Source organism: Methanosarcina sp. DH2 (genome assembly GCF_020804225.1).
GTDB lineage: Archaea > Halobacteriota > Methanosarcinia > Methanosarcinales > Methanosarcinaceae > Methanosarcina.
In genome coordinates, this window is the sequence record NZ_WJBI01000015.1 from 1 (window position 1) to 25,051 (window position 25,051).

At 39.4% G+C, this 25,051-nt stretch carries 20 protein-coding genes; 10 read left to right on the plus strand and 10 right to left on the minus strand.

From position 1 onward, the window contains the following. The 3 genes from FXV91_RS14745 to FXV91_RS14755 form a co-directional block, all read left to right on the plus strand. A partial coding sequence (locus FXV91_RS14745) for a transposase (protein WP_229391444.1) occupies positions 1 to 266 on the plus strand: 266 nt, incomplete at its 5' end. A 573-nt stretch (positions 267 to 839) separates the two neighbouring features. Continuing rightward, a complete protein-coding gene (locus tag FXV91_RS14750; protein WP_229391445.1) occupies positions 840 to 3,569 on the plus strand; it encodes a PKD domain-containing protein in 2,730 nt (909 codons plus the stop codon). 321 nt (positions 3,570 to 3,890) lie between these two features. After that, on the plus strand, positions 3,891 to 7,508 hold the full coding sequence (locus FXV91_RS14755) for a NosD domain-containing protein (RefSeq protein WP_229391446.1): 3,618 nt from the start codon (positions 3,891 to 3,893) through the stop codon (positions 7,506 to 7,508). Between the two features lie 560 nt (positions 7,509 to 8,068). On the opposite strand, the gene FXV91_RS14760 is transcribed toward FXV91_RS14755, so the two are convergent. Continuing rightward, a complete protein-coding gene (locus FXV91_RS14760) occupies positions 8,069 to 9,535 on the minus strand; it encodes a sodium-dependent transporter (RefSeq protein WP_229391447.1) in 1,467 nt (488 codons plus the stop codon). A gap of 607 nt (positions 9,536 to 10,142) precedes the next feature. Between FXV91_RS14760 and FXV91_RS14765 the strand changes: the two genes are divergently transcribed. After that, complete coding sequence (locus FXV91_RS14765; protein ID WP_229391448.1) at positions 10,143 to 11,615, plus strand: DUF5711 family protein; 1,473 nt, start codon at positions 10,143 to 10,145, stop codon at positions 11,613 to 11,615. A gap of 57 nt (positions 11,616 to 11,672) precedes the next feature. Here the strand turns inward: FXV91_RS14765 and FXV91_RS14770 are convergent, their stop codons facing one another. Beyond that, complete coding sequence (locus FXV91_RS14770; RefSeq protein WP_229391449.1) at positions 11,673 to 12,335, minus strand: TatD family nuclease-associated radical SAM protein; 663 nt, start codon at positions 12,333 to 12,335, stop codon at positions 11,673 to 11,675. A gap of 497 nt (positions 12,336 to 12,832) precedes the next feature. Between FXV91_RS14770 and rpl7ae the strand changes: the two genes are divergently transcribed. The 6 genes from rpl7ae (at position 12,833) to FXV91_RS14800 (ending at position 16,636) form a co-directional block, all read left to right on the plus strand. Further along, positions 12,833 to 13,195: a 50S ribosomal protein L7Ae gene (gene rpl7ae / locus FXV91_RS14775; RefSeq protein WP_229391450.1), complete on the plus strand. Its 363-nt coding sequence runs from the start codon at positions 12,833 to 12,835 to the stop codon at positions 13,193 to 13,195. Between the two features lie 24 nt (positions 13,196 to 13,219). Further along, entirely contained in the window at positions 13,220 to 13,441 is a 222-nt protein-coding gene (locus FXV91_RS14780; RefSeq protein WP_011034384.1) for a 30S ribosomal protein S28e, read from the plus strand. A 21-nt stretch (positions 13,442 to 13,462) separates the two neighbouring features. Next, complete coding sequence (locus tag FXV91_RS14785) at positions 13,463 to 13,651, plus strand: 50S ribosomal protein L24e (RefSeq protein WP_229391451.1); 189 nt, start codon at positions 13,463 to 13,465, stop codon at positions 13,649 to 13,651. A gap of 34 nt (positions 13,652 to 13,685) precedes the next feature. Then, positions 13,686 to 14,135: a nucleoside-diphosphate kinase gene (ndk, locus tag FXV91_RS14790; protein ID WP_229391452.1), complete on the plus strand. Its 450-nt coding sequence runs from the start codon at positions 13,686 to 13,688 to the stop codon at positions 14,133 to 14,135. Positions 14,136 to 14,293: 158 nt separating this feature from the next. Beyond that, positions 14,294 to 16,069, plus strand: a complete 1,776-nt coding sequence (gene infB / locus FXV91_RS14795) for a translation initiation factor IF-2 (protein ID WP_229391453.1) — start codon at positions 14,294 to 14,296, stop codon at positions 16,067 to 16,069. A 150-nt stretch (positions 16,070 to 16,219) separates the two neighbouring features. After that, positions 16,220 to 16,636 carry a 30S ribosomal protein S6e gene (locus FXV91_RS14800; protein ID WP_229391454.1) on the plus strand — a complete coding sequence of 139 codons (417 nt, stop codon included), beginning with the start codon at positions 16,220 to 16,222 and terminating at the stop codon, positions 16,634 to 16,636. Between the two features lie 213 nt (positions 16,637 to 16,849). Here FXV91_RS14800 and FXV91_RS19920 read toward each other — a convergent pair whose 3' ends face one another. The 8 genes from FXV91_RS19920 to FXV91_RS14840 form a co-directional block, all read right to left on the minus strand. Then, positions 16,850 to 17,161, minus strand: a complete 312-nt coding sequence (locus FXV91_RS19920) for an ion channel (protein WP_345945529.1) — start codon at positions 17,159 to 17,161, stop codon at positions 16,850 to 16,852. Between the two features lie 712 nt (positions 17,162 to 17,873). Beyond that, complete coding sequence (locus tag FXV91_RS14810) at positions 17,874 to 18,551, minus strand: winged helix-turn-helix transcriptional regulator (protein WP_229391456.1); 678 nt, start codon at positions 18,549 to 18,551, stop codon at positions 17,874 to 17,876. A 46-nt stretch (positions 18,552 to 18,597) separates the two neighbouring features. After that, positions 18,598 to 19,053, minus strand: coding sequence for a hypothetical protein (locus FXV91_RS14815; RefSeq protein ID WP_229391457.1), 456 nt, complete (start codon positions 19,051 to 19,053; stop codon positions 18,598 to 18,600). Between the two features lie 518 nt (positions 19,054 to 19,571). Continuing rightward, the gene (locus FXV91_RS14820) at positions 19,572 to 20,231 is read right to left on the minus strand and encodes a YIP1 family protein (RefSeq protein ID WP_229391458.1); all 660 of its coding nucleotides are present in this window, start codon (positions 20,229 to 20,231) and stop codon (positions 19,572 to 19,574) included. A gap of 113 nt (positions 20,232 to 20,344) precedes the next feature. Then, on the minus strand, positions 20,345 to 21,385 hold the full coding sequence (locus FXV91_RS14825; RefSeq protein WP_229391459.1) for a cytochrome c biogenesis protein: 1,041 nt from the start codon (positions 21,383 to 21,385) through the stop codon (positions 20,345 to 20,347). Positions 21,386 to 21,722: 337 nt separating this feature from the next. Further along, positions 21,723 to 22,373: a hypothetical protein gene (locus FXV91_RS14830; protein WP_229391460.1), complete on the minus strand. Its 651-nt coding sequence runs from the start codon at positions 22,371 to 22,373 to the stop codon at positions 21,723 to 21,725. 1,450 nt (positions 22,374 to 23,823) lie between these two features. Then, positions 23,824 to 24,588, minus strand: coding sequence for a winged helix-turn-helix transcriptional regulator (locus FXV91_RS14835; protein WP_229391461.1), 765 nt, complete (start codon positions 24,586 to 24,588; stop codon positions 23,824 to 23,826). Beyond that, positions 24,548 to 25,012, minus strand: coding sequence for a hypothetical protein (locus FXV91_RS14840; RefSeq protein WP_229391462.1), 465 nt, complete (start codon positions 25,010 to 25,012; stop codon positions 24,548 to 24,550). Before FXV91_RS14840 ends, FXV91_RS14835 begins: the two co-directional genes overlap by 41 nt. Between the last annotated feature and the right edge of the window lie 39 nt (positions 25,013 to 25,051).

The window sequence follows — 25,051 nt, forward strand, 5'->3', positions numbered from 1 at the left end:
ATCTGCTGGATAGGTTTATAGAACATAAAGAAAAGATCCTGAGATTCCTGACAGATTTGAAAGTTCCGTTTGAGAATAATCAAGCAGAAAGAGATATCAGGATGATGAAACTACAGCAGAAGATATCAGGAACTTTCAGAACAACACAAGGAGCGGAAGCTTTCTGCAGAATTAGAGCTTACATCTCTACAATTAGAAAGAACGGATTACCTGTTTTGGAGGGTATTATAGCGGCGCTCAAGGGAGCGCCGTTAACTATAATCTGAATAGTTACCTTTTTTATTCTTTTAAATTCTTGTTATCTATCTTATTTTTTTTATTTTACATTCGTTTTACTTTTTTATTAACCTAATTTATCTATTCATTTTATTTTTATATCCATCCCATTTTTTATATGTTATTTTCTTTTTTCTGTCAATATTTAAAAAACGTACCCCTTCAACTCCCGATCTCTCTTATTTTTCCAGTTGTCATAAGATAATTATATCTGCCTGTATGCTTAGCCTCTTCTATAGAGTACTGTAAAGGATACTGTAAAAATCCTCGTGCCTGATTTAGTTAATAGCTACTATTGAAATGTATGGACGCGCTTCTAGTTATTTTTGTTATGCTGTCTAAAAGAAGATTAAAATGCACAGGTTCAGGAAGGGTTTTTTACAGTTCTTATTTGTATTGGTTTACTGGACCTGTTTAAATCCCCATTTCCTTTTAGGTCAGTACCTTACTGGAAATAGATTATAGTACCGGAAATAAATTCTAGCAAGGTAGGCAAAATTCTAGCTACTCTCAAAACAGGGTTAAATGGAGTTTTGAGACAGGTTCAGCAGGGGTGTGAATTAATGGGAGCAAGCAGAATAATTATTCTAGTAGCTATTGCGCTTATCGCAAGTGCAGTTTACATGCCTGCATCCGCAAAAGAAATCATTGCGGGTAATGGCTCTGAAGCGAATTTCAGCTCCGTCCAGGAAGCGATAAATAATTCGTCTCCGGGGGATGTAATTCTTGTTTTACCGGGAATCTATAACGAAAGTGTAGATGTGAAAGTAGAAGGCTTGAGTATTCTTTCGGGATCCGGAAATCCTGACGATACTGTTGTTACGGTTTTTATTGTAAATGAAAATAATGTCACTATTTCCGGATTTGGCATACAGAAGTATGTAATCACCAGTATAAATCAAGAAGTAAAGTACTGTGTTGTAAAGAATAATAGATTTTTAGGAGTGGGCGCAGATACGGGCCCGACTGGTATTGTTGGTCAACACTGCTTTAATTGTGTGTTCTCTGACAATGTACTTTTTGATTCAGTTATCGGATTGCAGGCAGGTGGAGACATAACCAATGTTACGATAGAAAATAACACCATACAGGGCGGTTATATCGGATTGGGGAGTTCCAGTGAAAACAGAATTATCAACAATATGATATCAAACAATATCTCAGATACTGATGATAGCTATGGAATTACTCTCTTTGAAGGGCATTCTAACTATATAGCGAATAATCAGATTTCAGGCAGCAAATATGGTATTTTGATAGCTCGGCTTTCAGGAGCCAACGAGATAATCAATAATACTCTGACTTCCAATTATGTGGGACTCTCGGTAGCAGATGCTGCATCAGGCAACAATATCACCAGCAACATAATCACAAACAATAGTATAGGGATATGGGAAGAATATGCCTGGAATAATCTGGTGACTGATAACAACGTGTCATTGAACAAAGAATATGGAGTATATCTCAACCAGGTCAGTTATGAGGCTCCATACACTGGAACAACTCTATTCTACAACAATATATTCAACAACACAGTCAATCTCCTGAATGACACAATCAACTACTATACTGCAGATGCAGTAAATAACGGAGCAGGAATGACACCTGTTGTCTGGAATACTACAAAAAAGTCGGGAACCAGCATTTTAGGCGGATCTTATTTGGGAGGTAACTTCTGGGCAAAGCCCGATGGGACTGGCTTTTCGCAGGTCTGTATAGATTCGAACGGAGATGGAATTTGCGACCTGCCTCACAATATCACTGAGAACGATTCTGATTATCTCCCGCTTACTGCACCTCCCGCTCAGCTTGTAGATGGCCAACTCATCCTTACGGAAATTCGGCTCACAAAAAATGAGTCCGATCAGTATATCCCTGCTATCAATGGGAACAGGATAGTATGGACGGATACTCGCAATGACAATGAAGATGAAAATTACGATATCTATATGTATGATCTATCTGCTTTCAGGGAAACTCAAATCACAACCAATGAATCATGGCAGAGTTCTCCAGCGATATACAACAACAGGGTAGTGTGGGTAGATAATCGCAGTGGAAACTGGGATATCTACATGTATGACCTTTCTACTTCCAAGGAAACTCAAATTACCACTAATAAATCAAATCAGTTCAATCCTGTAATTTACGGGGACAGGATAGTCTGGACTGATGAGCGTAATGGAGTGGGTAATACCGATATTTACATGTACGATCTTCTTACTTCCAGGGAAACTCAAATCACAACCAGTGTACTACGTGATCTAGGTATTGCTATTTATGGGGACAGAATACTATGGGCAGTTAACCGCGAATACCAGGACGCCGGAAACACTGACATCTATGTGTATAATCTCTCCGAGTCCAGAGAAACCCAGATCGCTACCAACAAATCAGTGTACGGTCTCGCAATATATGGGGACAGGATAGTGTGGGCTGATGATCGCAACGGAAACGCCGATATATACATGTATAATCTCTCTACTTCGAAGGAGACTCAGATTACCACAAACGGATCAGAACAGATATATCCTGATATCTACGGGGACAGGATAGTGTGGGAGGATTGGCGTAATATGAACGATGGGGGTAGGCGTAATGTGAATAGTGATATTTACATGTACGATATCTCAACTTCCAGGGAAATTCAGATTACAACCAATGAATCGATCCAGCAAGCGCCTGCTATCTATGGTGACAGAATAATTTGGATGGATTGGCGCAATGGACATCATGACATTTATATGTGTATTATCTCGTCGAAAGAAGAATCAAAACTTAAATCACCTGTTGCTGACTTTTCTGCATCTCCAATTTCAGGATATGCACCATTAAAGGTACTATTCACCGACAACAGTACAGGTTCTCCTACCTCATGGCTCTGGGACTTCGGAGATGGCATTCATTCAAAACACTCTATGAATGCAACTCATACGTTTACCAGGCCAGGAAAGTATAATATCAGCCTTACAGTTGCGAATGCAAATGGCAGCAACACAACCATAAACCCCGGTTTTATCAACGTTAAGAGTTCGGAAGCTCCTGTTGCTGATTTTTCTGTGAATGTGACATCAGGAAACGCGCCCTTGAAGGTATTGTTTACGGATAATAGCACAGAATCTCCAACTTCATGGTTCTGGGACTTTGGAAACGGAATTAACTCCAAGCATGCCATTAACGCAACACATACATTTACTAAACCAGGTGTATATGATATTACCTTAACAGTAACCAATACGGCAGGCAGTGACACGATGAAAAAAACGGAGTATATAACAGTACAAAGTACGTAATCTCCAGACTGACCTGATTTAAAAATAATAAGAAAGATCGGGCTAAGAGATAGTATGAGTTGCTATTAAACCTGGAAAATGGATTATTGATTATACTGACGTTTATATAACTGATTGTTTATTGTATTTGAACTGAAAAAACAGAAAATATATCCATGGTCAGATCTCAGAACTTGATTCTGTTTACGGTTTTTTAGCAGCTGACTCCCTACCTGAATTTTTCATTAAGAAAAAAATTAATCAGCCTTTATTGAACAAAAAACACAGCTAGTTAATGTCTTTACTTTGAAATTTGTTCCGATTTAAAGAGGGGGACAAGAAATGGGGATAAATAGAGTAATTATTCTTTTAGCGGTTGCTATCTTTCTCATAGAAAGCGCAGTTTATAGCCCTGTATCAGCAAAGGAAATTATTGTAGATGACGATTTTGAAGTGGGCTTTATGTCAATTCAGGAAGCAGTAAATAGCTCATCCCCAGGGGACACTGTCATCGTGAAATCTGGAACTTATAAAGAAAATATAATTGTAAATGTAACCAGGCTGACTATCAGGTCAGAATCAGGGGAGCATGATGTGGTTGTAGAACCTCTTAATAAAAACGAAAGCATTTTTCTTGTAAAAGCCGATAATGTGACAATTACTGGTTTTAGTATTAAAGGAGCTGGAGAACCTCCCAACTATCCCAGAGGCTTTATCGCCAGAAACTTTACTGAAGCTGAGAGTCTAAATAGGGGTTTAGCTACTGAAAACATTCCTACTTCTATAGCAGAGGAGATTTTTAAGACCAGGGGATCCGAACACTACCGGCCTCCATGCGGGATCTCACTTGAAAATGCCAGTAATTGCATTATTACCGAAAACATGCTGTTTGAAAACTATAGAGGAATACGCTTTGATAATGCCAGTGACAATACTGTTTCAAAAAACCTGTTTTTCAATGATGGGATTGCTGCGAGCGAAGGAAGCGTGACAAATAATCTGACAGGAAATATCATTGAAAAGGGTTACATTTTACTGGGACCATGGGCATCGAATAATTTAATAACAGGAAATAAAATTTTAAACGGCACAGGAATAAGCTTTGCCTGTTGCGGAGGAGGCGATATTGTATCCTATAACACGATTATTAATTGCTCCAGTGGAGTCGATGCATATGATCGGAGCATAGAAATTAGGAATAATACGATTACTGACTGCTTTCACGGGATAGACCTTTCACTTTCAGGTGGGACTGGAATCTATAATAATAAGATCTCAAACTGCAGCATCGGGGTTAATTTAGGAGATGCTTGTCCTGGCATTCAAGTATCAAATAACACAATAACCTCCAGTGCAGACTGCGGAATCCTTATTCCAGACCATGAAGGTGATGAGCAGGTCTATAATAATTATTTTAACAATACTATAAACATAAAGCTGGGAATCAGTGACGGAAATACCTGGAATAATTCTCTTATCTCTGGTACTAATATTGTCGGGGGCCCGTTTATAGGGGGAAATTTCTGGGCAAACCCGGATGGCAAGGGTTTCTCTCAGACCTCAGGGGACTTTGACCTTGACGGCATCTGTGATTCAGCTTATGAGATTGGCGGTCCTGAAAATATCGATTACCTTCCCCTCTCAAGACCCCCAGAATCTGTGCCCATAACCGTAGGAGATGACGAGCCAGATGCCGATTATGACTCAATCCAGAAGGCTGTTTCGGCTGCTCCTCCAGGTTCAACCATTCTTGTTTATCCGGGGACTTATGTAGAAAATGTGGCTGTAACTATAGAAGGCCTGAAAATTTACTCAAGATCAATCGACCCTGAAGAGGTCATGGTTCAGGCTCTTAATCCTGATTACAATATCTTCCATGTGAATGCAAACAATGTCACATTCTGCGGGTTTACCGTGAAAGGTACAGGTGGGGAATCAGGAGAAACAGCAGGAGTATATATCGATTCTGTTTACGGATGCAGAATATGCAATAACACTGTATTAAACAATAGGAACGGCATCCTTCTCTCTTCTTCAGATGGGAATATCCTCAGGAGCAATAATGTAACAGAAAATGTCTTCGGTATCGTCCTGCTCTCTTCAAGCAATAACATTCTCGTAAAAAATACTCTCGTTAAAAATATCCTCATCAAAAACAGTGCAGAAATTAACAGAGACTCCGGAATATATCCCGATCTTTCAGATAGCAACCCTCCGGATAATAATACTCTCATTAATTCTTCGGATAATAATACTCTCATTAATTCTTCGGATAATAATACTCTCATTAATTCTTCGGATAATAACATCCTAATTAATTCTTCGGATAATAACACCCTAATTAATCCTTCAGATAACAATACTCTCATTAATAATACTCTCATTAATAATACTGTATATGGTACAGATTCTTCTTTCGGGTCTGCTGTTTATCTGTCCGGTTCAATCTCAAATATCCTTCAGGATAACGAGATAAGGGCAAATTCCTATGGGATCATGATGGAGACTTCGGAGAATAATACAATTACTCGAAATAACCTCAGAGAAAACACAGCCTGTGGAGTCCTGCTATCCGATTCTAATGGAAACAGGCTGTATGACAATTATTTTAACAATACAATAGATGTGAAGATGAAAAAGAGTGAAATCAATCACTGGAACATAGACAGGATCCGGGGAACGAATTTTATAGGAGGCCCCTATCTGGGTGGAAACTTCTGGGCAAAGCCGGATGGAAGCGGTTTTTCGGAAAATGCTAAAGATTCAGATATAGATGGCATCAGTGATTCAGCTTATATTATTGAAAGTACAGGCATAACTGATTCTTTCCCTCTTACGAGAGATCCCGAACCTGTACTGCTTATAGAGAACGGAGTTCCTGTTAAAGATTTCTCCAGGATTCAGGATGCCGTGGATTCTGCAATCCCAGGGAGTACAATCGTTGTTTATCCCGGTACTTATAAAGAAAATATTATTGTAGACAAGGAAAATATAAGCATAGTTTCAGAATCAGGAGACCCGGGAAATACAATAATAAAGACTTCCAATACTACTGAAGACGTTATTAATGTAACTTCAAAAGGCGTTAAAATTTCAGGGTTCCATATAGCCGCTGAACCCGGTTATACAGGAGAGAGAAAAGCCGGGATATGTCTATACAATACTTCTGAAAATACAATTGATAGCAATGTATTTTCTAAACATCTTTATGCCGTATATATGGTTTCTTCCGACTCTAATAATGTTATAAATAATGCTATGGAAAAAAATGAGCGGGGTTTATATCTTGAAGATTCGGAAAGAAATTCTATAACTAATAACATGGTTCTGAACAACATTGAGGGTGCCGTTTTGAATCAATCCGGCAATAATTCCCTTTTAAATAATACTATATCTCTGAACAAATATCAGGGAATCTATATTTATTCCTATATTTATTCCGACGAGCATGATTCAGCAGGTTCAAATCTGATTAAAGATAATCTTATTTATGGAAATGATTATGGGATTTATACATCTTTCTCTGAAAATAATACTGTATGGAATAATATCATAAATCTTAATTCAATGGGAATTTTTCTTTCTTATTCAAGTAATAATTTACTTAGGGATAATTTGATAGAATCAAGCAGGGATTTTGGGCTTTACATGTATTCAGGCAGTAACAATACTTTCTATAATAATCTCTTTAACAACACCTTGAATCTGGATCTCGCCTATGACAACAGGAATATCAGCTGGAACACAACAAAAACTTCAGGAAAAAACATCATAGGCGGGCCCAGCATAGGGGGCAATTTCTGGGCAAAACCCGATGGTACGGGTTTCAGCCAGAACTGTACGGACTTGGATGAGAACGGGATCTGCGATTACTCATATGAGGTTGATGAGAGTGAGTTTGACTACCTGCCGCTGTGCGCTGCCCCTCCTATGGGTATGGAAAATGGCTGTAACAGTTGAATCTCTGCTTGCTCTATTAGCCAGCCGAAATTAAATCCCATTAATCTCTAATCTGGAGCTATGGATTAGCTCCTAATTTTATTTTACTTTCCGTTTTCATTATTCTTTAGTTATGGTTGTCCACCGCTAACGGTTAGTTTTAGAGTAAAATGAAACCAATAACTTTGCTAGCTCTAAATTCCGAGTGCCCGATTCTAACCCGTGAAACCATAGCTATAACAGGTCACTCCTGTCACTCCAGAATTGCGTCTCGGGAGCACGCGGTCCTTTTCGCTTCGCTCAAGAGGACTAATTTATGAGTTATAGCAGTGAGCTTCGCTCAAGAGGATTAATTTATGGGTTATGTTGGTGAGTTTCGCTCAAGAGGATTAATTTATGAGTTATAGCAGTGAGCTTTGCTCAAGAGGACTGAATTATTGATATTTCGAACCCATAAAACCTATTTGCCATATAGAGCCGTTCTTGTCACGCTCGACGAAGGAGAGAGGCCTTTCCCAAGAAGAAGAAAAAAGAGGAAAAAATAGAAACTAAAAACAATGCCGCCTGTTAAGAGTGTCATTTTACTCAATTTCCTTTTTAATAAAAGACATAAAGAAAGACACAATAATTCCAAGGACAATAATTCCGGCCCCGACCATTATAGCTGCAGGGTCATAGCCTCCATAGGGTGCAGCAAGGTTTGACCGGGTTTCTCTGTAGACAATGTATAACAGGACAGCCGGAATTATTATTTTTATGCAGATATCCCACCAGATTCCGGCTCTGATATCCGAATAAGCGTTAGCCCATTCTCTTATTTTATCTGCACCATAGATCCAGCCGATTGCCACGGTCTCGAGGATGCCCACTATAATCAGCCCATAGGTATTGATAAAATGGTCTATGATATCAAGCCAGTAAATTCCCGCTCTGGTTGCATAGATAAGGCTGAAGAGCAGCCCAAAACAGATGGTAAGATCAACTGCCTTGCTTCTTTTCATCTCAAATTTGTCCATTATTGCTGAGGCAAAAGCTTCCACAAGAGAGATGAGAGAAGAAAGTGCAGCAATGACTATGCACAGGAAAAAAGCAACTGCAGTAAGGGTTTTTAATCCAGGGAGCATATTAAGGGCTTCTGGCAGCACTACAAAGACAAGGCCTATGCTCTGTGCCACTACTTCTTCAATTCCAAGCCCTTTGGCATAAGCCATATATCCGAGAGTCCCGAAAACCGCAAAACCCATAATGAAACTGAAGGCTCCGTCTGCCAGGCTGATAATGAAGGCGTTGTTTACAATATCACTCTTTTTCGGAAGATAACTTGAATAAGTAATCATTATTGCCATGCCAAGGCCCAGGCTGTAAAAGGCCTGTCCGTAAGCTGCCTGCCAGACCTTTATGTCCGTAAGTTTGCTGAAGTCCGGCTTCAGGTACCATTCTATTCCGTTAATCGAGCCTTCGAGGGTTATTGCTCTTAGTACAAGCACAATTAGAAGAATCCAGAGAAGAGGCATGAAGATCCTGCTTGACTTCTCGATTCCTGCCTGCACACCTTTTTTTTCAATCACCCAGACAATCAGCCATGTCATCAGCAGCCCTATGAGGACAGGGTAGGAGAAGTTTCCCAGATTCCAGGGAGAATCGGACACGTGTAATAATTCGTTATTGAAAAAAGCTCCCGTATCCGAGCCCCACCCAAGGGTGAAAGCTTTTACCAGGTATACAAAACTCCAGCCTACTATGACAGAGTAATATGTCGTGATAATAAAGCTGGCAATTACACCCCACCAGCCCATCCATTCAAAACTTTTCTTTGCCCGCTTAAGTGCTATTGGAGCTGAACCCAGAAACTTGCTTCCAAGCCCGAACTCGAGGATCAGAAGAGGAATTCCTGCAGTCAAAAGAGCAATCAGATATGGGATCAGGAAAGCCCCTCCTCCGTTTTCATACGCTATGTAGCTGAACCTCCAGATATTCCCAAGACCGACTGCAGACCCTATTGCTGCAAGAATAAATCCGGTTCTGGTGTTCCAAACTTCTCTTGTCACTAAAAATCACATCCCATAATCCGTTTTTGTTTCCTGCATCCGGAATAGTTCGGGTAAAAAATAGACTAAATCCGATAAAATAACTGCAGATTAGTCAGGAAGCGCCTTATTTGTCCAGCACGCTTCCAGTTATTCAATAAACATAATTTTAATTCCCTATTTAACCCAGAACTCCTTTTTTTAAATACGGATCAGGTAACTTTTTTCAGAATCTCCCAATTTTTTCTGCCGTATAAGTCAAATAACATACAGAGCAAATACTTACTTACATAATCAGGCCAATTATATGTTCAGTGCTAATTTGTCAGTATTAATTTGTCAGTATTAATTTGCCAGTGCTAATTTTTCAGTGTTAATTTTTCAGTGTTAATTTTTCAGTGTTAATTTGTCAGTGTTAATTTGTCAGTATTTTATTTCTAAACATTTCAATATTAACAATAGTGATAATATGTTTAGAATTTAATTATTATTGTTCATTCTGGCTGCAATCTTGACTGAATAAATTCCCTGAACTTTCCCCGGCAGGTACACTGTAACAAAAAATTCATGTGCAATAAAGTACTTCATTATAAATTATATGAGGCATTCATTGGAAATAAGGTTATTTTTGTCATTAGGTCTGTTTTTCTGCTTTATTTCAGGAGCGGAAGCTGCAGGCCCTCTTGTTCAGGATAGCGGGAATGCGAACCTTTCGGAACTTAAGGCTTTTGACCTGTTATACAAATATGAGACCGGGTGTATAGTAAATACCGTATCAATGTCTTCAACAGGGAACTATATTGTAGCCGGGGGGTTTGATCACAAAATTTACTATTATAATTCCAAAGGGACGCAACTCTGGAATTATACTACAGAAGATATTGTATATACAGTATCGCTTTCTTCAGATGGGTCTCGAGTTGCGGCAGGAAGCAATGATAAAAAAGTGTATCTTTTTAACCGGGAAGGAGATCTGCTATGGAGCCGCAAAACAGGAGGCAATCTCAATAGCGTAGCGGTTTCTTCCGACGGTCGGTACATTGCGGCAGGCAGCGAAGACGGTAAGATTTACTTCTTAGACGGGGAAGGTAAACTTTTATGGAGTTTTGATTCAGGGAACGCCGTCCGAAGTGTTGCTATCTCCAGAGATGGGTCTTACGTGGTAATCGGAAGTGCTAATAATTACGTCTACCTCCTTGACAGGGAGGGAAAAACGCACTGGGGAAAAAAGACCGGAAGCCTGATCAATTGCGTAAGCATGACTCCGAATGCTAATTATGTGGCTGCTGGGGGATCTAACTCTAATGTTTATCTTTTTGACCGTAAAGGAGAATTTTCATGGATGCACAACCCGAATTCGGACTGGGTCAGCAGTGTTTCTTTAACAAATAACGGCTCGCATCTTGTGGCAGGAAGTTTTGACGACAAGGTTTACCTGTTCAATCGCACCGGAGAAAAACTATGGGATTACAAAGTAAAAGACGACGTCTATGTTGTAGAAACATCCACAGACTCCTCATTCATTGCAGCCGGAAGCTGGGACGATAACCTCTATGTCCTCAATATGGGCGGGGAAGAACTATGGAATTACAGCTGCGGAGGGAATATTAACAGCCTGGATGTTTCTCGCGACAGCTCAACCATTGCTGTTGGTAGTGATGCAGGAGCAGTATATCTTTTTGAACGAAATTCCACAGCTTTTGCACTGCTTCTCGGAGACGAAAGCTTTTTGCCAAAAGAAACGGTCAGGGAAACGGATGCTGCTCTTGCAGTAAAAGTTATTCTGCCTATAACAGAAGATACTGCAATTACGGGGGGAATTGAAAATCAGGTCGAAGACGCTTCAGCTACCTCAAACAGCGCGGCTGAAAATACCAGAACTGAAGAAGACTCGGGTTTATTTGAGTTACCTTCTGAAGAGAGTTCTTTAAAGGTTCTGGAAATATTTGATTCGATAAAGTTTCCTTTTGCTCTCCTGATCGGAGCTCTGGCAGGTACAGCCTTCTTCTTGAAAAGAAGAAGCCTCAAACAACAGGAAATGGATGATAACCTGGAAGATTTTGAAGACCTTGAAGAAAACAACTCATCCGAGAATAACTGAGAAAATCTGGGATGCGAGGATGCGAGGATGCGAGGATGCCCGGATTTTCATCCGGGTTCATTTAACTTTTCCCCCGATTTCTTTACTTGCAGCCTCGGATAGTGTTCTTATATGGAACTCCGAACCGAGTTCTTCTGAAACCTTTCTGCATTTTTCCACATCAATCTCGGGGATCTTGACCACTGTAACCCTTATGGAAACCCCAGCTTTTTTTGCTCTCTTTACAAAATCAAGCACTGCTTTGTAAGCATTTTTGTGGACAGGTCTGCAAAGTTTATTATATTTTTCTTCGGATTCTGCATTAAGGCTGACTGAAATCGAATCCATGCCTGCGTTTTTCAGTTCAGAAACTACATCCAGTCCAGGATTAATCAATGCAGCATGCCCGTTAGTGTCAAGCCTTACTCTCATACCCCGGTTTTTAAGCCAGCGGGTAACTGTCAGCACCACATCGAACCTGAGGGTAGGCTCTCCAAGACCTGTGAACACGATTTCCCTGTAGTTTGAAAGGTCCAGCCCTTCAAGAGCTTCGATTATCTCTTCTGTTGACGGTTCTTTTGAAAGCCTCAGGTCGTACCCATAAACACCGTCTGCAAAGTTGCGGATGCAGAAGACACAGTCTGCACTGCAGCGGTTTGTAAGGTTAAGGTAAAGATTATTATGGGCTTCATAGTAGATTGTGTTCATACGAATCAAAATTCTTACATTCCTTATAACCATGACGCATTTATCGTTTTTTACTCTACCTTTTACTCTGCCTTTGACTTCACCTTTTACTCTACTTTTGCTCCAATTTTTACTCTACCTTCTACTACTTTTTATTCTACTTTATGCTCTACCCTGTACTCTACTTTCTACTATACTTTCCACTCCACCTTTTACTCCTCTACTTTGCTCTCTTCTTTAGCTTAATATCCGGCTCAGACGCAGGGTTTCTCTTATATTTTCTTATTTTTCTGCTTTTTGTTGATTTATTTCAGTTTACAGGTAATTGCCCTCCTTATCAAGCAGAAAGTTTATAGGTGATTATGTACTTGTAAGGTTCAATCTGCAGCATTTAGCTAGCAGTATCTATGTTTCAACTCATTTACTTTCCGCATTGAAGCATTTCAGGTTCTTTTTCTAGGAATTTGAATCTCCAATGTTGACAGATATGTGTTAAAAACCTATGATTGATGAAAAATTGCGATATCCGCAATTTCGAAGGAGAAACTTAAATGGCACAATTCGCTAAATTCGATGTTCCTGAAGAACTCACAAACAAAGCACTTGAAGCTCTGGAACTTGCCAGAGACACTGGAAAGATTAAAAAGGGCACAAATGAAGCTACCAAAGCAATCGAAAGAGGCAATGCAAAGCTTGTCCTGATTGCCGAAGATATCGAGCCTGCAGAGATTGTCGCTCATATCGGCCCTCTTTCTGAAGAGAAGAAAGCTCCTTACATCTTCATCAAGAACCAGAGAGATCTTGGTGCAGCCAGCGGACTTGGTGTCTCCTGTGCAACTGTGGCAATTGTAGATGCAGGAAAAGCAGCTGAAATGATCCAGGACATTTCTCAGAAACTTGAAGCTCTTAAATAATCCTGATAACATGGGGTGCTGATTATGGCTGAAGAAAGCACAACCGGCGGCTTCGCTGCCGAAGTTATTGACGTTATTGGGAACACAGGTATGCATGGTGAAGCCAGCCAGATCCAGTGTAGGGTTCTGGAAGGCAGAGACAAGGGTCGTGTAATCACAAGGAACTGTGTGGGCCCTGTCCGTATCGGTGACATTCTAATGCTTCTGGAAACGTCAAGAGAAGCAAAGAAACTGACTACCAGGTAAAAAGGTACGCGGTGAAAATAAATGGAACAGAGGAAATGCTATTTTTGCGGACAGATGCTGGAGCCTGGTACCGGTAAGCTCTACGTCAAAAAAGACGGCTCTACCTACTTCATGTGCTCCTCCAAGTGCATGAGCAACTTCGCCCTTGGCAGGCTTCCGCGCCGCACCGAGTGGACTGAGAAAGGCAAAATCCAGTTGAAAAAGGCATAATGCCGTATTAGTTCAACACAGTAAGGTGTGCAATATGGAACAGACATACGTTATGGTGAAACCTGACGGAGTCCAGCGCGGTCTGGTCGGAGAGGTTATTTCCAGAATCGAAAAGAGAGGCTTAAAGATTGTCGCTCTCAGAATGAATGTTATTGCCGAAGCCACTGCAAAAGAACACTATGGTGAACATGCAGCACGGCCCTTTTTCCCCTCCCTTATCGAGTTCATCACTTCCGGCCCCTCAGTCTCAATGGTAATTGCCGGAAAGGATGCAGTTAAGGTTATGAGAGCAGTAAACGGGGCTACAAACCCTGTGGATGCTGCTCCGGGAACTATCCGTGGGGACTTTGCTCTGGATGTAGGCAGGAACATTGTTCACGCATCCGATTCACCCGAAGCTGCAGCAAGGGAGATTGCAATTCACTTCAAGGACTCTGAAATCAGTAAGTATTCCAGAGTCGATGAGGTCTGTCTGTACGAGTAATGCAGGTGCTTCTTCAAAGTCTTTTCGTGTACCTGATTTTTTCGGCACGATTCCAGGACTTTGTTTATCAGGCGCCTGCAAAATGGGTCCTTCCGGGGAAACCCGGGCCCTTCTGGACCTGCAGCAAATAAGACGCGGGAATGAGAGAGGTTTTGTATATGACCGACAAGAAAAATCTACGGACTCCTATAGTCTGCGTGATGGGGCACGTTGACCACGGGAAAACTACTCTGCTTGACAAGATCAGGGGTACTGCAATTGTTAGCGGAGAAGCAGGGGCTATCACCCAGCACATCGGAGCAACCGAAGTCCCTATAGACGTGATTGTCAATAAGCTCGGAGACCCAAGGCTCAGGGACCGCTTTATGGTGCCAGGGCTGCTTTTTATTGATACTCCGGGACATCATGCCTTTACAACCCTCAGGAGCAGAGGAGGCGCACTTGCCGACCTTGCAATTGTTGTTGTTGATATAAACGAAGGCTTTAAACCCCAGACCCACGAGAGTTTGCAGATATTAAAAAGGTTCAAGACTCCTTTTGTTGTCGTCGCCAATAAGATCGACAGGATAGGCGGCTGGGTTTCACAGAAAGATATGCCTTTTGCAGCTACCTTCAAAAAGCAGTCCGGTGATGTCCAGGCACGGGTTGAGACAAAGCTCTACGAGGTAATAGGTGAACTCTATAACCAGGGCTTTGCCGCAGAACGTTATGACCGGGTTACAAACTTCCAGAAAACTCTGGGCGTAGTCCCTGTAAGTGCTGTTACAGGAGAAGGTATCCCTGATGTCCTTATGGTGCTTTTAGGCCTTGCCCAGAAATTCCTTGAGGCAAATTTGCAGTACAATGCTAAAGGCCCGGGTGTAGGGACAGTCCTTGAAGTAAAGGAAGAAAAAGGTCTCGGAGCAACCCTTGATGTTATCCTCTATGACGGCACATTAAAGAAAGGAGATACGGTTGTTATCGGAAGCCTGGGCGAGCCTATCCAGACAAAGGTAAGGGCTCTTTTAAAGCCAAGGGAACTTTCTGAAATCCGTTATGAGAGCAAGTTCCAGCAGGTGAATAAAATCACTGCTGCGGCTGGTGTGAAGATCTCTGCTCCGGGTCTGGAAGGCGCACTTGCAGGCTCTCCCATAAGGGTTGCGACGGAAGAAACCCTTGAGGATATCGTAGCCCAGGTAAAGTCCGAGATCGATGAGGTCAGGATTGATACGGGTTCAGTCGGGATCATGATTAAAGCAGATACCCTCGGCTCCCTTGAAGCCCTTGTCCATGAATTCCAGAAAGATGAGGTCCCTATCAGGAAAGCTGAAGTAGGAGACATCTCCCACAGGGACGCGGTTGAGGCTTCAACTGTTGAAGACCCCCTTTACTCGGTGCTTATAGGTTTCAATGTTAAGATTCACCCTGATGCCAGAGATTTCCTGCAGGAAAGCAACGTAAAGGTACTCACAAGTGACGTGATCTACCGCCTGATTGAAGATTACCAGAAATATGTAAAGGAACAGCAGGAACTGGCTGAAAAGAAGATTTTCGAAACGATAATTCGTCCGGGAAAGTTTAAAATCCTTCCAGGATGCGTTTTCCGGCAGAGCAAACCTGCCGTCGTCGGGGTAAGGGTGCTTGGCGGAGTCGTGCGGACAAACGCAGATGTCATGCTTGAAAACGGAACCGTCGTGGGCAAAATAAAGGGACTGCAGTCCGAAGGGGAAAATATTCCTTCTGCAAAGGTGGGCAAAGAAGTTGCGATGGCAATTGACGGTGCAACCGTAGGCAGGCAGATCAAAGAAGGAGACGTGCTCTATATTAACGTGCCTGAAAGGCATGCTAAGGTTCTTGAGCACGAAATCTACGATTCCCTTTCAACCGATGAAAAGGAAACTTTTGATATTTTCCTCGGACTCAAAAGAAAAGATAATCCTTTCTGGGCAAAGTAAAGGCTGATATGCAGGGCAGCGGTATAATTCACAGCTAGAAGGGACTCAATTAAAGAGTCAGGTAAAAAGTCAGGTACAGATCAGGTAAAACCCGGATAAAAAAAGGCAAGGCAAAGATTATTACAGATAAATCTGATTGGAGGATTTCACATGGCAAATTTTAAAGTTGTAGTTTCTGACCCAAAAGAAGCGCGTGCTTACCAGATCGACATTAAGGATGCTGAAGCAAACGCATTAATTGGAAAATCAATCGGTGACGTTGTTGACGGTGCCATTTTCGGGCTCGCCGGCTACAAAGTCAAGATCACTGGCGGCTGCGACGGCAGCGGTTTTGTTATGAAACCGGACCTTCCAGGCCCCAGAAGACAGAGAATTCTGCTGGCAGTAGGTGTCGGCTATGTTCCCAAACTTCCGGGACAGCGCAGGAGAAAGATGATGCGCGGCAAGGAAATTGCTCACGACATCGTCCAGGTAAACGCCAAAGTCGTTGAATACGGAAGCAAGTCCATAAGAGCCCTTCTCGGCCTCGAAACCGCAGCCGCAGAAGAAGCTCCGGCAACAGAGTAATTTCAAGTTCCGCCTTCGGGCGGGATTTAAAATACTCTTTATTTTTCTTTTATTTGATCATTTTTTTGCAGATTCCTTTTTGCATCACTTCCCATTTTATAGGTCTATGATTTTCTTTCAGAGGCGTTAGAGTTTTTACCTTGAGCACAGCGAAAATCTGGCTTCTCACTTTTAATCACCCTGAGTACATTTAAGCTTAGAAGAAAAGGACTTTCAATCAAACTCCCGGTTTTTCCCAAAGAACACTTTATATAACAATTTACAAGCCACCAATCTACCGATATCTGTTTGCGGAACCGTATCCCCGTATCCTACAGTTAGAAGTGTTGTGATAGCCCGGCAGATACTCAGGGATATACTGGCAAAACCACCAGTTTCTCCTTCTATAAAGTGCATCAGAATACCTAAGATTATTGTTAAGCTTAGGATAAAAAACAGAAATAAAACTAATTTACGGCAAATCTCATCTAAGGTTCTCGTAAAACGCCTGTTGAAAATTTTAATCACCAACAACCAGTAATACACTAAATGTGATCGCAACGCATAGGATTTGCTTGGAATAAAGTTTCGAGAGTGGTATTATCGACGGTTAGGAGATAAACTATTATAGACAAGATATAACTTCTTTTCATAAAGCATCATTATCAGTCGACTGCTTTAGAAGCAGGCGAGTAAAAGAGTCATGAACTGGACTATTTGAGTCTAAAAAACTGCACTTCAAAGATCTCAGGTTAAAATATGTTACTCAAGAGGCAGGATCAGGCAAGCCCTGAACATCTCAAGACTGACATTACCATGCCTCCGAGTATACATCGGGTTCAAATTTGCTCAGGAGGTATATTTGAACTCCATAGTTATTTCTAACATACTCAATATAAACTATAAGGTTTTTAGACACATCATCAAACAATCAGAATGAATACTTAAATTATGATTGCGTTTTTCAGCAATAATACTGAATGTGACAAGTTGTTTGATACTTTGGGAAGATCATATATGGATACGAAAAATAGTGCCATATGAAGGCATTTTGATTTTTATGTCTGAGATCTGATTATTTAGAGGAAAAATGGGTGTTAAACTATATTAATGAAAATTATGAATGAAAATCGTGTCCAATTTATGGAAGAGATCGGAATATGAGCCGAGGAGCATCTGGTGCTTAATTAAAAACAATGGGATTTAAAGTGTCTTTATTTGTTTGAGCCTGTAATTTGTTTGAGCCTGTCAAAGAATTTCATATACGTTCTTCGAGTGCATCCCGATAAACAGGATTTATGCTGTATATTGTACTCCTTCCCATTTTATTTTCTTCAATAAGATCTAAATCTTTTAATTGTTTTATATACCAGGTAACTGTACCTTTGGAAATTCCTGTTGTCCGGGCAAGATCCCTGTTGGTGTTGCATTCTTCTTCTAATATCTTAGAAATTATCTTGCGGGCCATCTCATTTTGAAGGACTGAAATAACCAGTTTTTCTTTTTCACCGTATGTGGAATTATTCTGGAAATATCGGACTTTTCCGTGATCACTGTGAGTTTCAACCATATTCTCCGTCTCGAGAATATTAAGATGATAGCGCAGAGTCCCACGATTCAGGTCCATGTAATTTGCAATCTCACTGATACAGGTCCCGGGACTGGCTTTAATAAAGGCATATATATTCTTTCTCTTTATAACCCCAACAGCATTTGAATGGTCTGCCACTCGAAATCCGAGTATTGCGAAAAGAAACTTTGCAGGTAATAGTAGTATATCTATTACCGACAGGATCTGCATGATAGCCAGCCAGAGCAGGAACTGCCAGTAGACTGTAAAGTCCCTGGCTACTGTTACTTCTTCTCCCGCCCTGGATACTCCAAATTCATCACCTGGTGCTGGGCTTACGATATATTCCGTAGCTCCGGCTGCCATTATTAAAAATAAAGAAAAAAAGAGAAGGAGATAGATTCTCCTGCAATTAACGCTGCGCAACGTTAAACGTGTAATCTTCAGTACCACTAACCGATTCTCCGTAGACTTTGAACATCCATGTTCCCTGTTCCACATATCCCTGTGAGGGATCTATATTAAGGCGTATCCTGCCGTTTACGCTTCCGTCAGAATTGTCACGATAGGTTCCGACTTTGCTTCCTGATGGAGTGTAAACGTTAAGGGTGAGGGAATCACTAGTACCACCCCAATTCAAATCAACTTCAAGAGAACTTACTTCTGAACCTGCATTTATTTTGTGAGTAACAGTCTGCCCCTGGATTATGTACTGAGTTGATCGGAGAGAAAAAACTGAATCCTCTGTATCAGAAAGATTTTCTATCCATGGGCTAACAATGTAATCTTTTCCGGCAGAAGCCAGACTGTCTTCAGTAACGGAATTTTCCGCGTGTTCCTCTTCGGCTGAAACCGTAGGCACAGCCATCAATCCTATTATTACACATAATACAAATATCATCCAGGATTTCAAATAATCATCCAAAAAAGAGCTTAGAAGTCCGGATATATATAACTTCTGTGTAAATTATCAAACAATCATCATATCTGCCTTTATGAAAGAATGTTACTAAATTAAAAAAATAGTCTAAAAAAAGACGTCATAAGACCTTTTATCTGGCATATTTCGTCAAAAAAGAAATAGAACGAGGATGAAAAGCACCCTCTACATCAGAATTAAATCGTAAATTTTATAAACTATTCAGATAAATTTCATAAAAGCTGCTTCCCTGCCCCATCTCCGGGCCTGCACTCATAAACCTCCGTGATCTTCATGACGGTAAGGGCTTTTGCAAGAAATATCTCTACATACTTCTGATCACTTTTAGCTATTTTTCAAAAACTTGGAACTAAAAATGAAATGTTGATTTTAACTGATTTAAGGCATACATCCTACCAGCATACATCCTATCAGATATGATAATATTCCTTTTATTTTTGATAGAGTTAAATACTCCCTGAAGTAAACAGGAATAAATATACCATGTAAACAACGTACAAGCCTACTGGAATGCCGACAGTAAGAGTGGCATTTTTAATTGACATATTTCGCGCATGCAGAAGTGCAAATACCCAGATGTATGCAGACAGCAAGAGACATAAAATTCCAATTATTTGCGAGGTGTAATACAGGGGATTATTTGAGAACATTTGTGTTACGCTTTCGGTTATGAGTTGCGGGTCCTGCGACGAAAAATCTGCAGATGCTGTTAGCTTGTACGTTATGACAACACCTATTAAACTGCTAAATATTTGTGGTACAAATCCATAACCTATAAACTCTAACGTCCTCTTGAAAGAGCCTTTTGAATCAAACACATAAGATATAGAATATAAAATTCCGGTCAGAAGGAACCAATATAAAAATGTCCCAATTAGACCTCCAGCAATACCGAATACAATTGCTATAGTGGATATGGATGAACTCATGTCAGAAGGTAACAATCCACTAAATTGATTCATAACCAGAAAATTTGAGACCATTGCAATTATAGCAGTTACAAATATTATCAATACAGGAAACTTAAAATCAACATTGTTTCTTGACTTTTCCCTGAAAAACGAATTCGGATCAAATAACAGATTATTAAAGTTTAGGTTATCCATATTTTTCACACCGTTGTACATCTTATGCAATAGATGGCACAAGATTTATAGAAAGTCCATATGTTTATCAGCTATTTAGATTTAACTTCTTATCTTGTTTTTTATCTTACAGCTTAAATCATAATCCATAATCCAAAAAATATAAGCGCAAGTCCACTGATTTTTTTCAGATACACTTTATATGAACGAATCTGTTTAGACAGAGTATAGCCCCCTATCATACCAACTCCAATAAAAGGCGTCAATACCCCTCCGCTGAAAGCAAGCAATAGAGCCAGATCATTAAGTGTCCCGTTTGTAATAGTCTTGTTGAGCAGTACAAGGAGCATTGGAGCAGTGCAGGGAACTTTTACAAAAGAAAACAATATCCCAAGAAAGAAAACTCCACCCAGAGTACCCGCATATTTCCTGGCAGAACTCTGAAAATAATTATCCAGAACTACAGGAGATTTCAAGACCCCCAGAAGGTTTAAGCCAATGAGAATTACAACGATGCCTGTAATATAAGAGAGACCTTCCAAATCGGGAATTGACTTTCGGAATGAGAGCAAACACAGGCCCAATACTAAGTAAGAACCTACCAGCCCCAATCCAAATACCGTTGCACGTACCATGCCGTTTTTTGCACTATTGCTCGTCCCTGCAGTAAAGCTTAAAAGAAATCCCAGTATGGCCATCAGGCAGGGTGAAAAACCTGCAAAAAGACCAAGAGAATAAGCAAATGGTAAATTCAGGTTTGTGTTTATATACTCGTTTTCCTGTTCTTTTCTCGTTGCCTCTTCTGTGGTATATTCAGTAATATTTTCCTCTTCCACAAGATATTCATCAATTAAAGTTTTTAGGTTTTCTTCAGTAATTTCTTCTTTGGGAATTTTTGTTTCATTGTTTATCACAATAGCCGGGACTTCAAGAAAACCGTATTTGTTCCATTGGTTGAAACCATCAGCAGTACTGGTTTCAATTTTTGATATAATAATAGTATTATTATATTGGGTTTCTATTCGATCGACAATTGGATCGGTTATTTTGCAGTCATGGCAGCCTTTTTGATGGAAATACTGAATTGTGATCTGATCTGCACCGGCTATCGGAATAAGAATAAGAAACAAATATATGACAGCCAGGGTAGCTATTGTACGAGAAATCCTTTTCATGAGAATCCCTAAAGTGTATTGTTTCTCTCACAAACTTGCATATGTCGATAATGCAAGAAAAAGGATACAGAGTCAATCATATTTTACAGAATTTCCGCTACATTGCCTACGGAACCTATTCTTTGATGACATAAGTAGCAAATATTGCAAATATTATCCCTAGAATAATCCCATTGGTAACTCCCCTCATTAAATTATGAATCAAGTATCCTAATAATATGCTGATGATCAAAGGTACTAAAAAAAATAAAATTTGTTTTTTCATTAAAGACTCCTCCATTATCAACAGTATTTAGCTTTTCGTTTCATAAATCTGTGTATGCTGATAATAGGAAACTCAATTATCTGAATTCTGTTTACGCTGCGACCATTTTATTCCTAATACCAGAAATATCAGCAGTATTCCAAGAATTATACTTCCTTTCAAAATAGGAAGAATAGGATAGCCAAGAACAAGGTAACGTACAAAAATGAAGGCACATGCGATTACGTAGAAAACCAGTAATCTCATAGGATCTTTTTGATTTGCTTTTCTCTCACCATAGGTTATTTTAGATAGTGTGCTTCCAGTAAATAGTATAACCAAAAACCAGAATATTTGATCTATATTGTAAACTAAAGAAGCGTAAAGGTAAGCGAGATACAGAAGTATTGTAATAATTAGAAGACCCATATGTTCTCGAATTGACGAGGAAATTTTAGTTTTTTCATCTTTATAGAGCTCTGTGATTTTTTCGTCATGAGACTTTGAGCTCAAAATATGGTTAATTATAAAGGAAATATTATTGTTATCAATTTGTTCCTTTTTTCTATACCAGACCATAAAAGAGAAATGGATAGCTGTAAAAAAGAGGGCCAGAATAAATACCCCTGACATCCCTAGCGGGATATATCCTTCCCTATTTAGGAGCCCGATTATTAAAAAACTAAAAAAAAGTACTGGGAATGAACGCAATAATTCCTCTTTTACAATATAATTTATATTCATATGTTGACCGCCTCTGTACCTTTTAGAGGTTTAAATTTAAATTCAGTATCTTTTATGCCTGAATTTATAGAATAATTCTCATATTCTAGTGTCATCAGAAGTTTGTCACCGTCATAACTTTAGATCTTTAGCAGCATCCAGATTTTGGAATCAATCCATAAAAGATGATGCCAATCTTCAGGTTCGCTTAGTTTACTCGAAATTACTTCGAGTTTATAAGTTTTAACTTCTCCTAAATATTCAATACCTTTGTAGTTTATAGTACAATTATCTGATATAGAATCAATAAATTCACTATATGTTGGAGTGAACTGTAAAGAATTATGTGAAGTGTTATTCGTTAACCATGTTTTGTTTTTAATTGGATCGTATTCCCATGTTAGTATTCCATCTAAACCAATTGTTAAACGTGTGGAAGGATTTACCCGGTCGACTCTTTTATACATATTAGGCTTTTTGATTAGAAAACTAGATTCGGTGGTTATAGATTCATTTCCTATAACATAGTCAATTTTTCATCATAAGATATATCATGTATCTTGCTGTTTATTTATTAAGTTTTTAGAGATCGATTCTGAGTTCACTCTTTCTTCAAAACCATAATAAAAAATTGCAAAAATAATTATTGCAAAGTAAGGAATAAACTCTTTTTTGGTACCATTTTCTCTCCTCATAAAAAATGAGAGATTTTCACCTCTCATATTATCATGAAAAGCCCGCTGATTTTTCTAACTTTGCTGTTTAGTTTCAATTTATTCCACCTCTTTATTTTTGTTTAAGAGGCAAGGAACAAACCTTAAAATAGCTTTAAAGTAATTTGTTTCTTGCCTTTGGGCACGCAGGATTCAGGGGAGGGCTCAAACTTTGCTGAATCCTGTAGAACATTCCCACATTCAAAAAACTCATAATCCCTTAAAAGTTTTATGTGTAAACTCTCAAACAGTCAGGCATAAGAGAAGAATACAAATCTAAAATAAGTTAACAAAAAAAATAGTTTGAGAGCTTACACAGAAGTTATAAATAGTGTTACTTGCCACCTATCGATTTGGCCTGCATCTTCGATGTTTGGACATCCCTTTTAGGAAAAGTAGCAACACTTTTTTAAGACATTATAATTTTCTATAATAAAAATTAAGTAAAACTGAACTCTACAAGATTTTTAGCCCCACAATATTGCTACTAACTACTTTTTAGTTATAAAATAAGAAAAGTTAACTCCAAAGGTAAAGTCATAAAACAAACAATCTGATCAGTTAAAGGAAATTTCATTTTATTACTGAAATCATAATCAAGATTTAACTCCTTATTCCAAAAATAAGGCAGGTTTGGAGTTTAAGAAATGATGAATTGAAAAACAAAAGTATTCTGACATAAAAAAAGATGGCAGTAAAATTGCGGTTAACTTTTCTAGATCCTTTTTGTATGTAACATATACAGAGTAATTAAATGTTTACTTGTATCTTTCTATCAGGTTTTTGTACGAAATGTTTATTTTATAGATTATACTTCTTCCTCTTTTTGTTTCCTTTATAATGCCTATTTCCTTAAGGTTTTTCATATACCAGCTAATCGTACCCCTTGAGACTCCGATTTCACGCGCAAGCTCCACGTTTGTATTGCATTTACCATTTAATATTTCTGAGATTATCTTCTGGTTCGTTACGTTTTGAGAAATCACAAAGATTTTCTTTTCTCTTTCACCATAAATGGAGTTATTCTGGAAATACCATGTTTTTCCACTATTCTTATAAATATCAATTTTATTTTGAGTTTCCAGAATTTGTATGTGATACTTAACCGTTCCCCTGTTTAAGCCAGTATTTTTCGCAATATCGCTAAAACACACTCCAGGATTAGCTTTAATATAGGCATAAATGCTATCCCGAGCAGGATTGTCAAGTACGTTTACTCTGTCTACAATTCTGAACCCGAGTATTGCGAAAATAAGCTTTGCAGGATTCAGCAGTATATCTATTATCGATAATACGTGCATCAGGGCCAGCCACAGGAGGAACTGCCAGTAAACTGTAAAGTCCTTAAGTTCTATTACTTCTTCTCCATTAATTGAAGCTCCAGATTGATCGCTCGGAAAAGGACTTACAGTATATTCGGTAGCCTCGGCTGTTGTTGCTAGAATAAAAAATAGTAAACAGATGATAAGCTTTTTTTCAAGCTTAGTGCTGGTAAAGATTAAATGTGTAGTCCTCGGTTCCACTAACCGATTCCCCATAAACCTTGAACTCCCAGCTTCCCTGTTCTACATACCCCTGGGAAGGGTCGATACTGAAATGTATCCTGCCATTTACGCTTCCATCAGAATTATCACGGTAGGGTCCCAAGTTACTTCCCGATGGGGTAGAGATCCTAAGCGTAAGAGAATCACTCGTATCTCCCCAGTTCAAGTCCACTTCAAGATAATTTATTCCTGAACCTACACTTACATAGTGAGTTTTAGTCTGTCCTTGAGTTATGTACTGGGTTGACAGCACAGAGAAAATGGGGTTTTCTGCATCAGATGAATTTTCTACCCAAGGGCTAATAATATAATCTTTTCCGGCAGAAGTAAAAGTATCTTCTGTGTCAGAATTTACCGTGTATTCCTCTTTGGCTGAAACCGCAGGAACAAAAATCAGTCCCATAATAATACATATTATTAATATAGGACTTACGCGGTTGAA

What these genes read in the sequence shown, in the direction of transcription:
- FXV91_RS14750 (WP_229391445.1), top strand. Translation starts at nt 840, where the DNA reads ATGGGAGCAAGCAGAATAATTATTCTAGTAGCTATTGCGCTTATCGCA.
- FXV91_RS14755 (WP_229391446.1), top strand. Translation starts at nt 3,891, where the DNA reads ATGGGGATAAATAGAGTAATTATTCTTTTAGCGGTTGCTATCTTTCTC.
- FXV91_RS14770 (WP_229391449.1), bottom strand. Translation starts at nt 12,335, where the DNA reads ATGGTTATAAGGAATGTAAGAATTTTGATTCGTATGAACACAATCTAC.
- rpl7ae (WP_229391450.1), top strand. Translation starts at nt 12,833, where the DNA reads ATGGCACAATTCGCTAAATTCGATGTTCCTGAAGAACTCACAAACAAA.
- FXV91_RS14780 (WP_011034384.1), top strand. Translation starts at nt 13,220, where the DNA reads ATGGCTGAAGAAAGCACAACCGGCGGCTTCGCTGCCGAAGTTATTGAC.
- FXV91_RS14785 (WP_229391451.1), top strand. Translation starts at nt 13,463, where the DNA reads ATGGAACAGAGGAAATGCTATTTTTGCGGACAGATGCTGGAGCCTGGT.
- ndk (WP_229391452.1), top strand. Translation starts at nt 13,686, where the DNA reads ATGGAACAGACATACGTTATGGTGAAACCTGACGGAGTCCAGCGCGGT.
- infB (WP_229391453.1), top strand. Translation starts at nt 14,294, where the DNA reads ATGACCGACAAGAAAAATCTACGGACTCCTATAGTCTGCGTGATGGGG.
- FXV91_RS14800 (WP_229391454.1), top strand. Translation starts at nt 16,220, where the DNA reads ATGGCAAATTTTAAAGTTGTAGTTTCTGACCCAAAAGAAGCGCGTGCT.
- FXV91_RS14810 (WP_229391456.1), bottom strand. Translation starts at nt 18,551, where the DNA reads ATGGCAGCCGGAGCTACGGAATATATCGTAAGCCCAGCACCAGGTGAT.
- FXV91_RS14815 (WP_229391457.1), bottom strand. Translation starts at nt 19,053, where the DNA reads ATGGCTGTGCCTACGGTTTCAGCCGAAGAGGAACACGCGGAAAATTCC.
- FXV91_RS14820 (WP_229391458.1), bottom strand. Translation starts at nt 20,231, where the DNA reads ATGGATAACCTAAACTTTAATAATCTGTTATTTGATCCGAATTCGTTT.
- FXV91_RS14825 (WP_229391459.1), bottom strand. Translation starts at nt 21,385, where the DNA reads ATGAAAAGGATTTCTCGTACAATAGCTACCCTGGCTGTCATATATTTG.
- FXV91_RS14830 (WP_229391460.1), bottom strand. Translation starts at nt 22,373, where the DNA reads ATGAATATAAATTATATTGTAAAAGAGGAATTATTGCGTTCATTCCCA.
- FXV91_RS14840 (WP_229391462.1), bottom strand. Translation starts at nt 25,012, where the DNA reads ATGGGACTGATTTTTGTTCCTGCGGTTTCAGCCAAAGAGGAATACACG.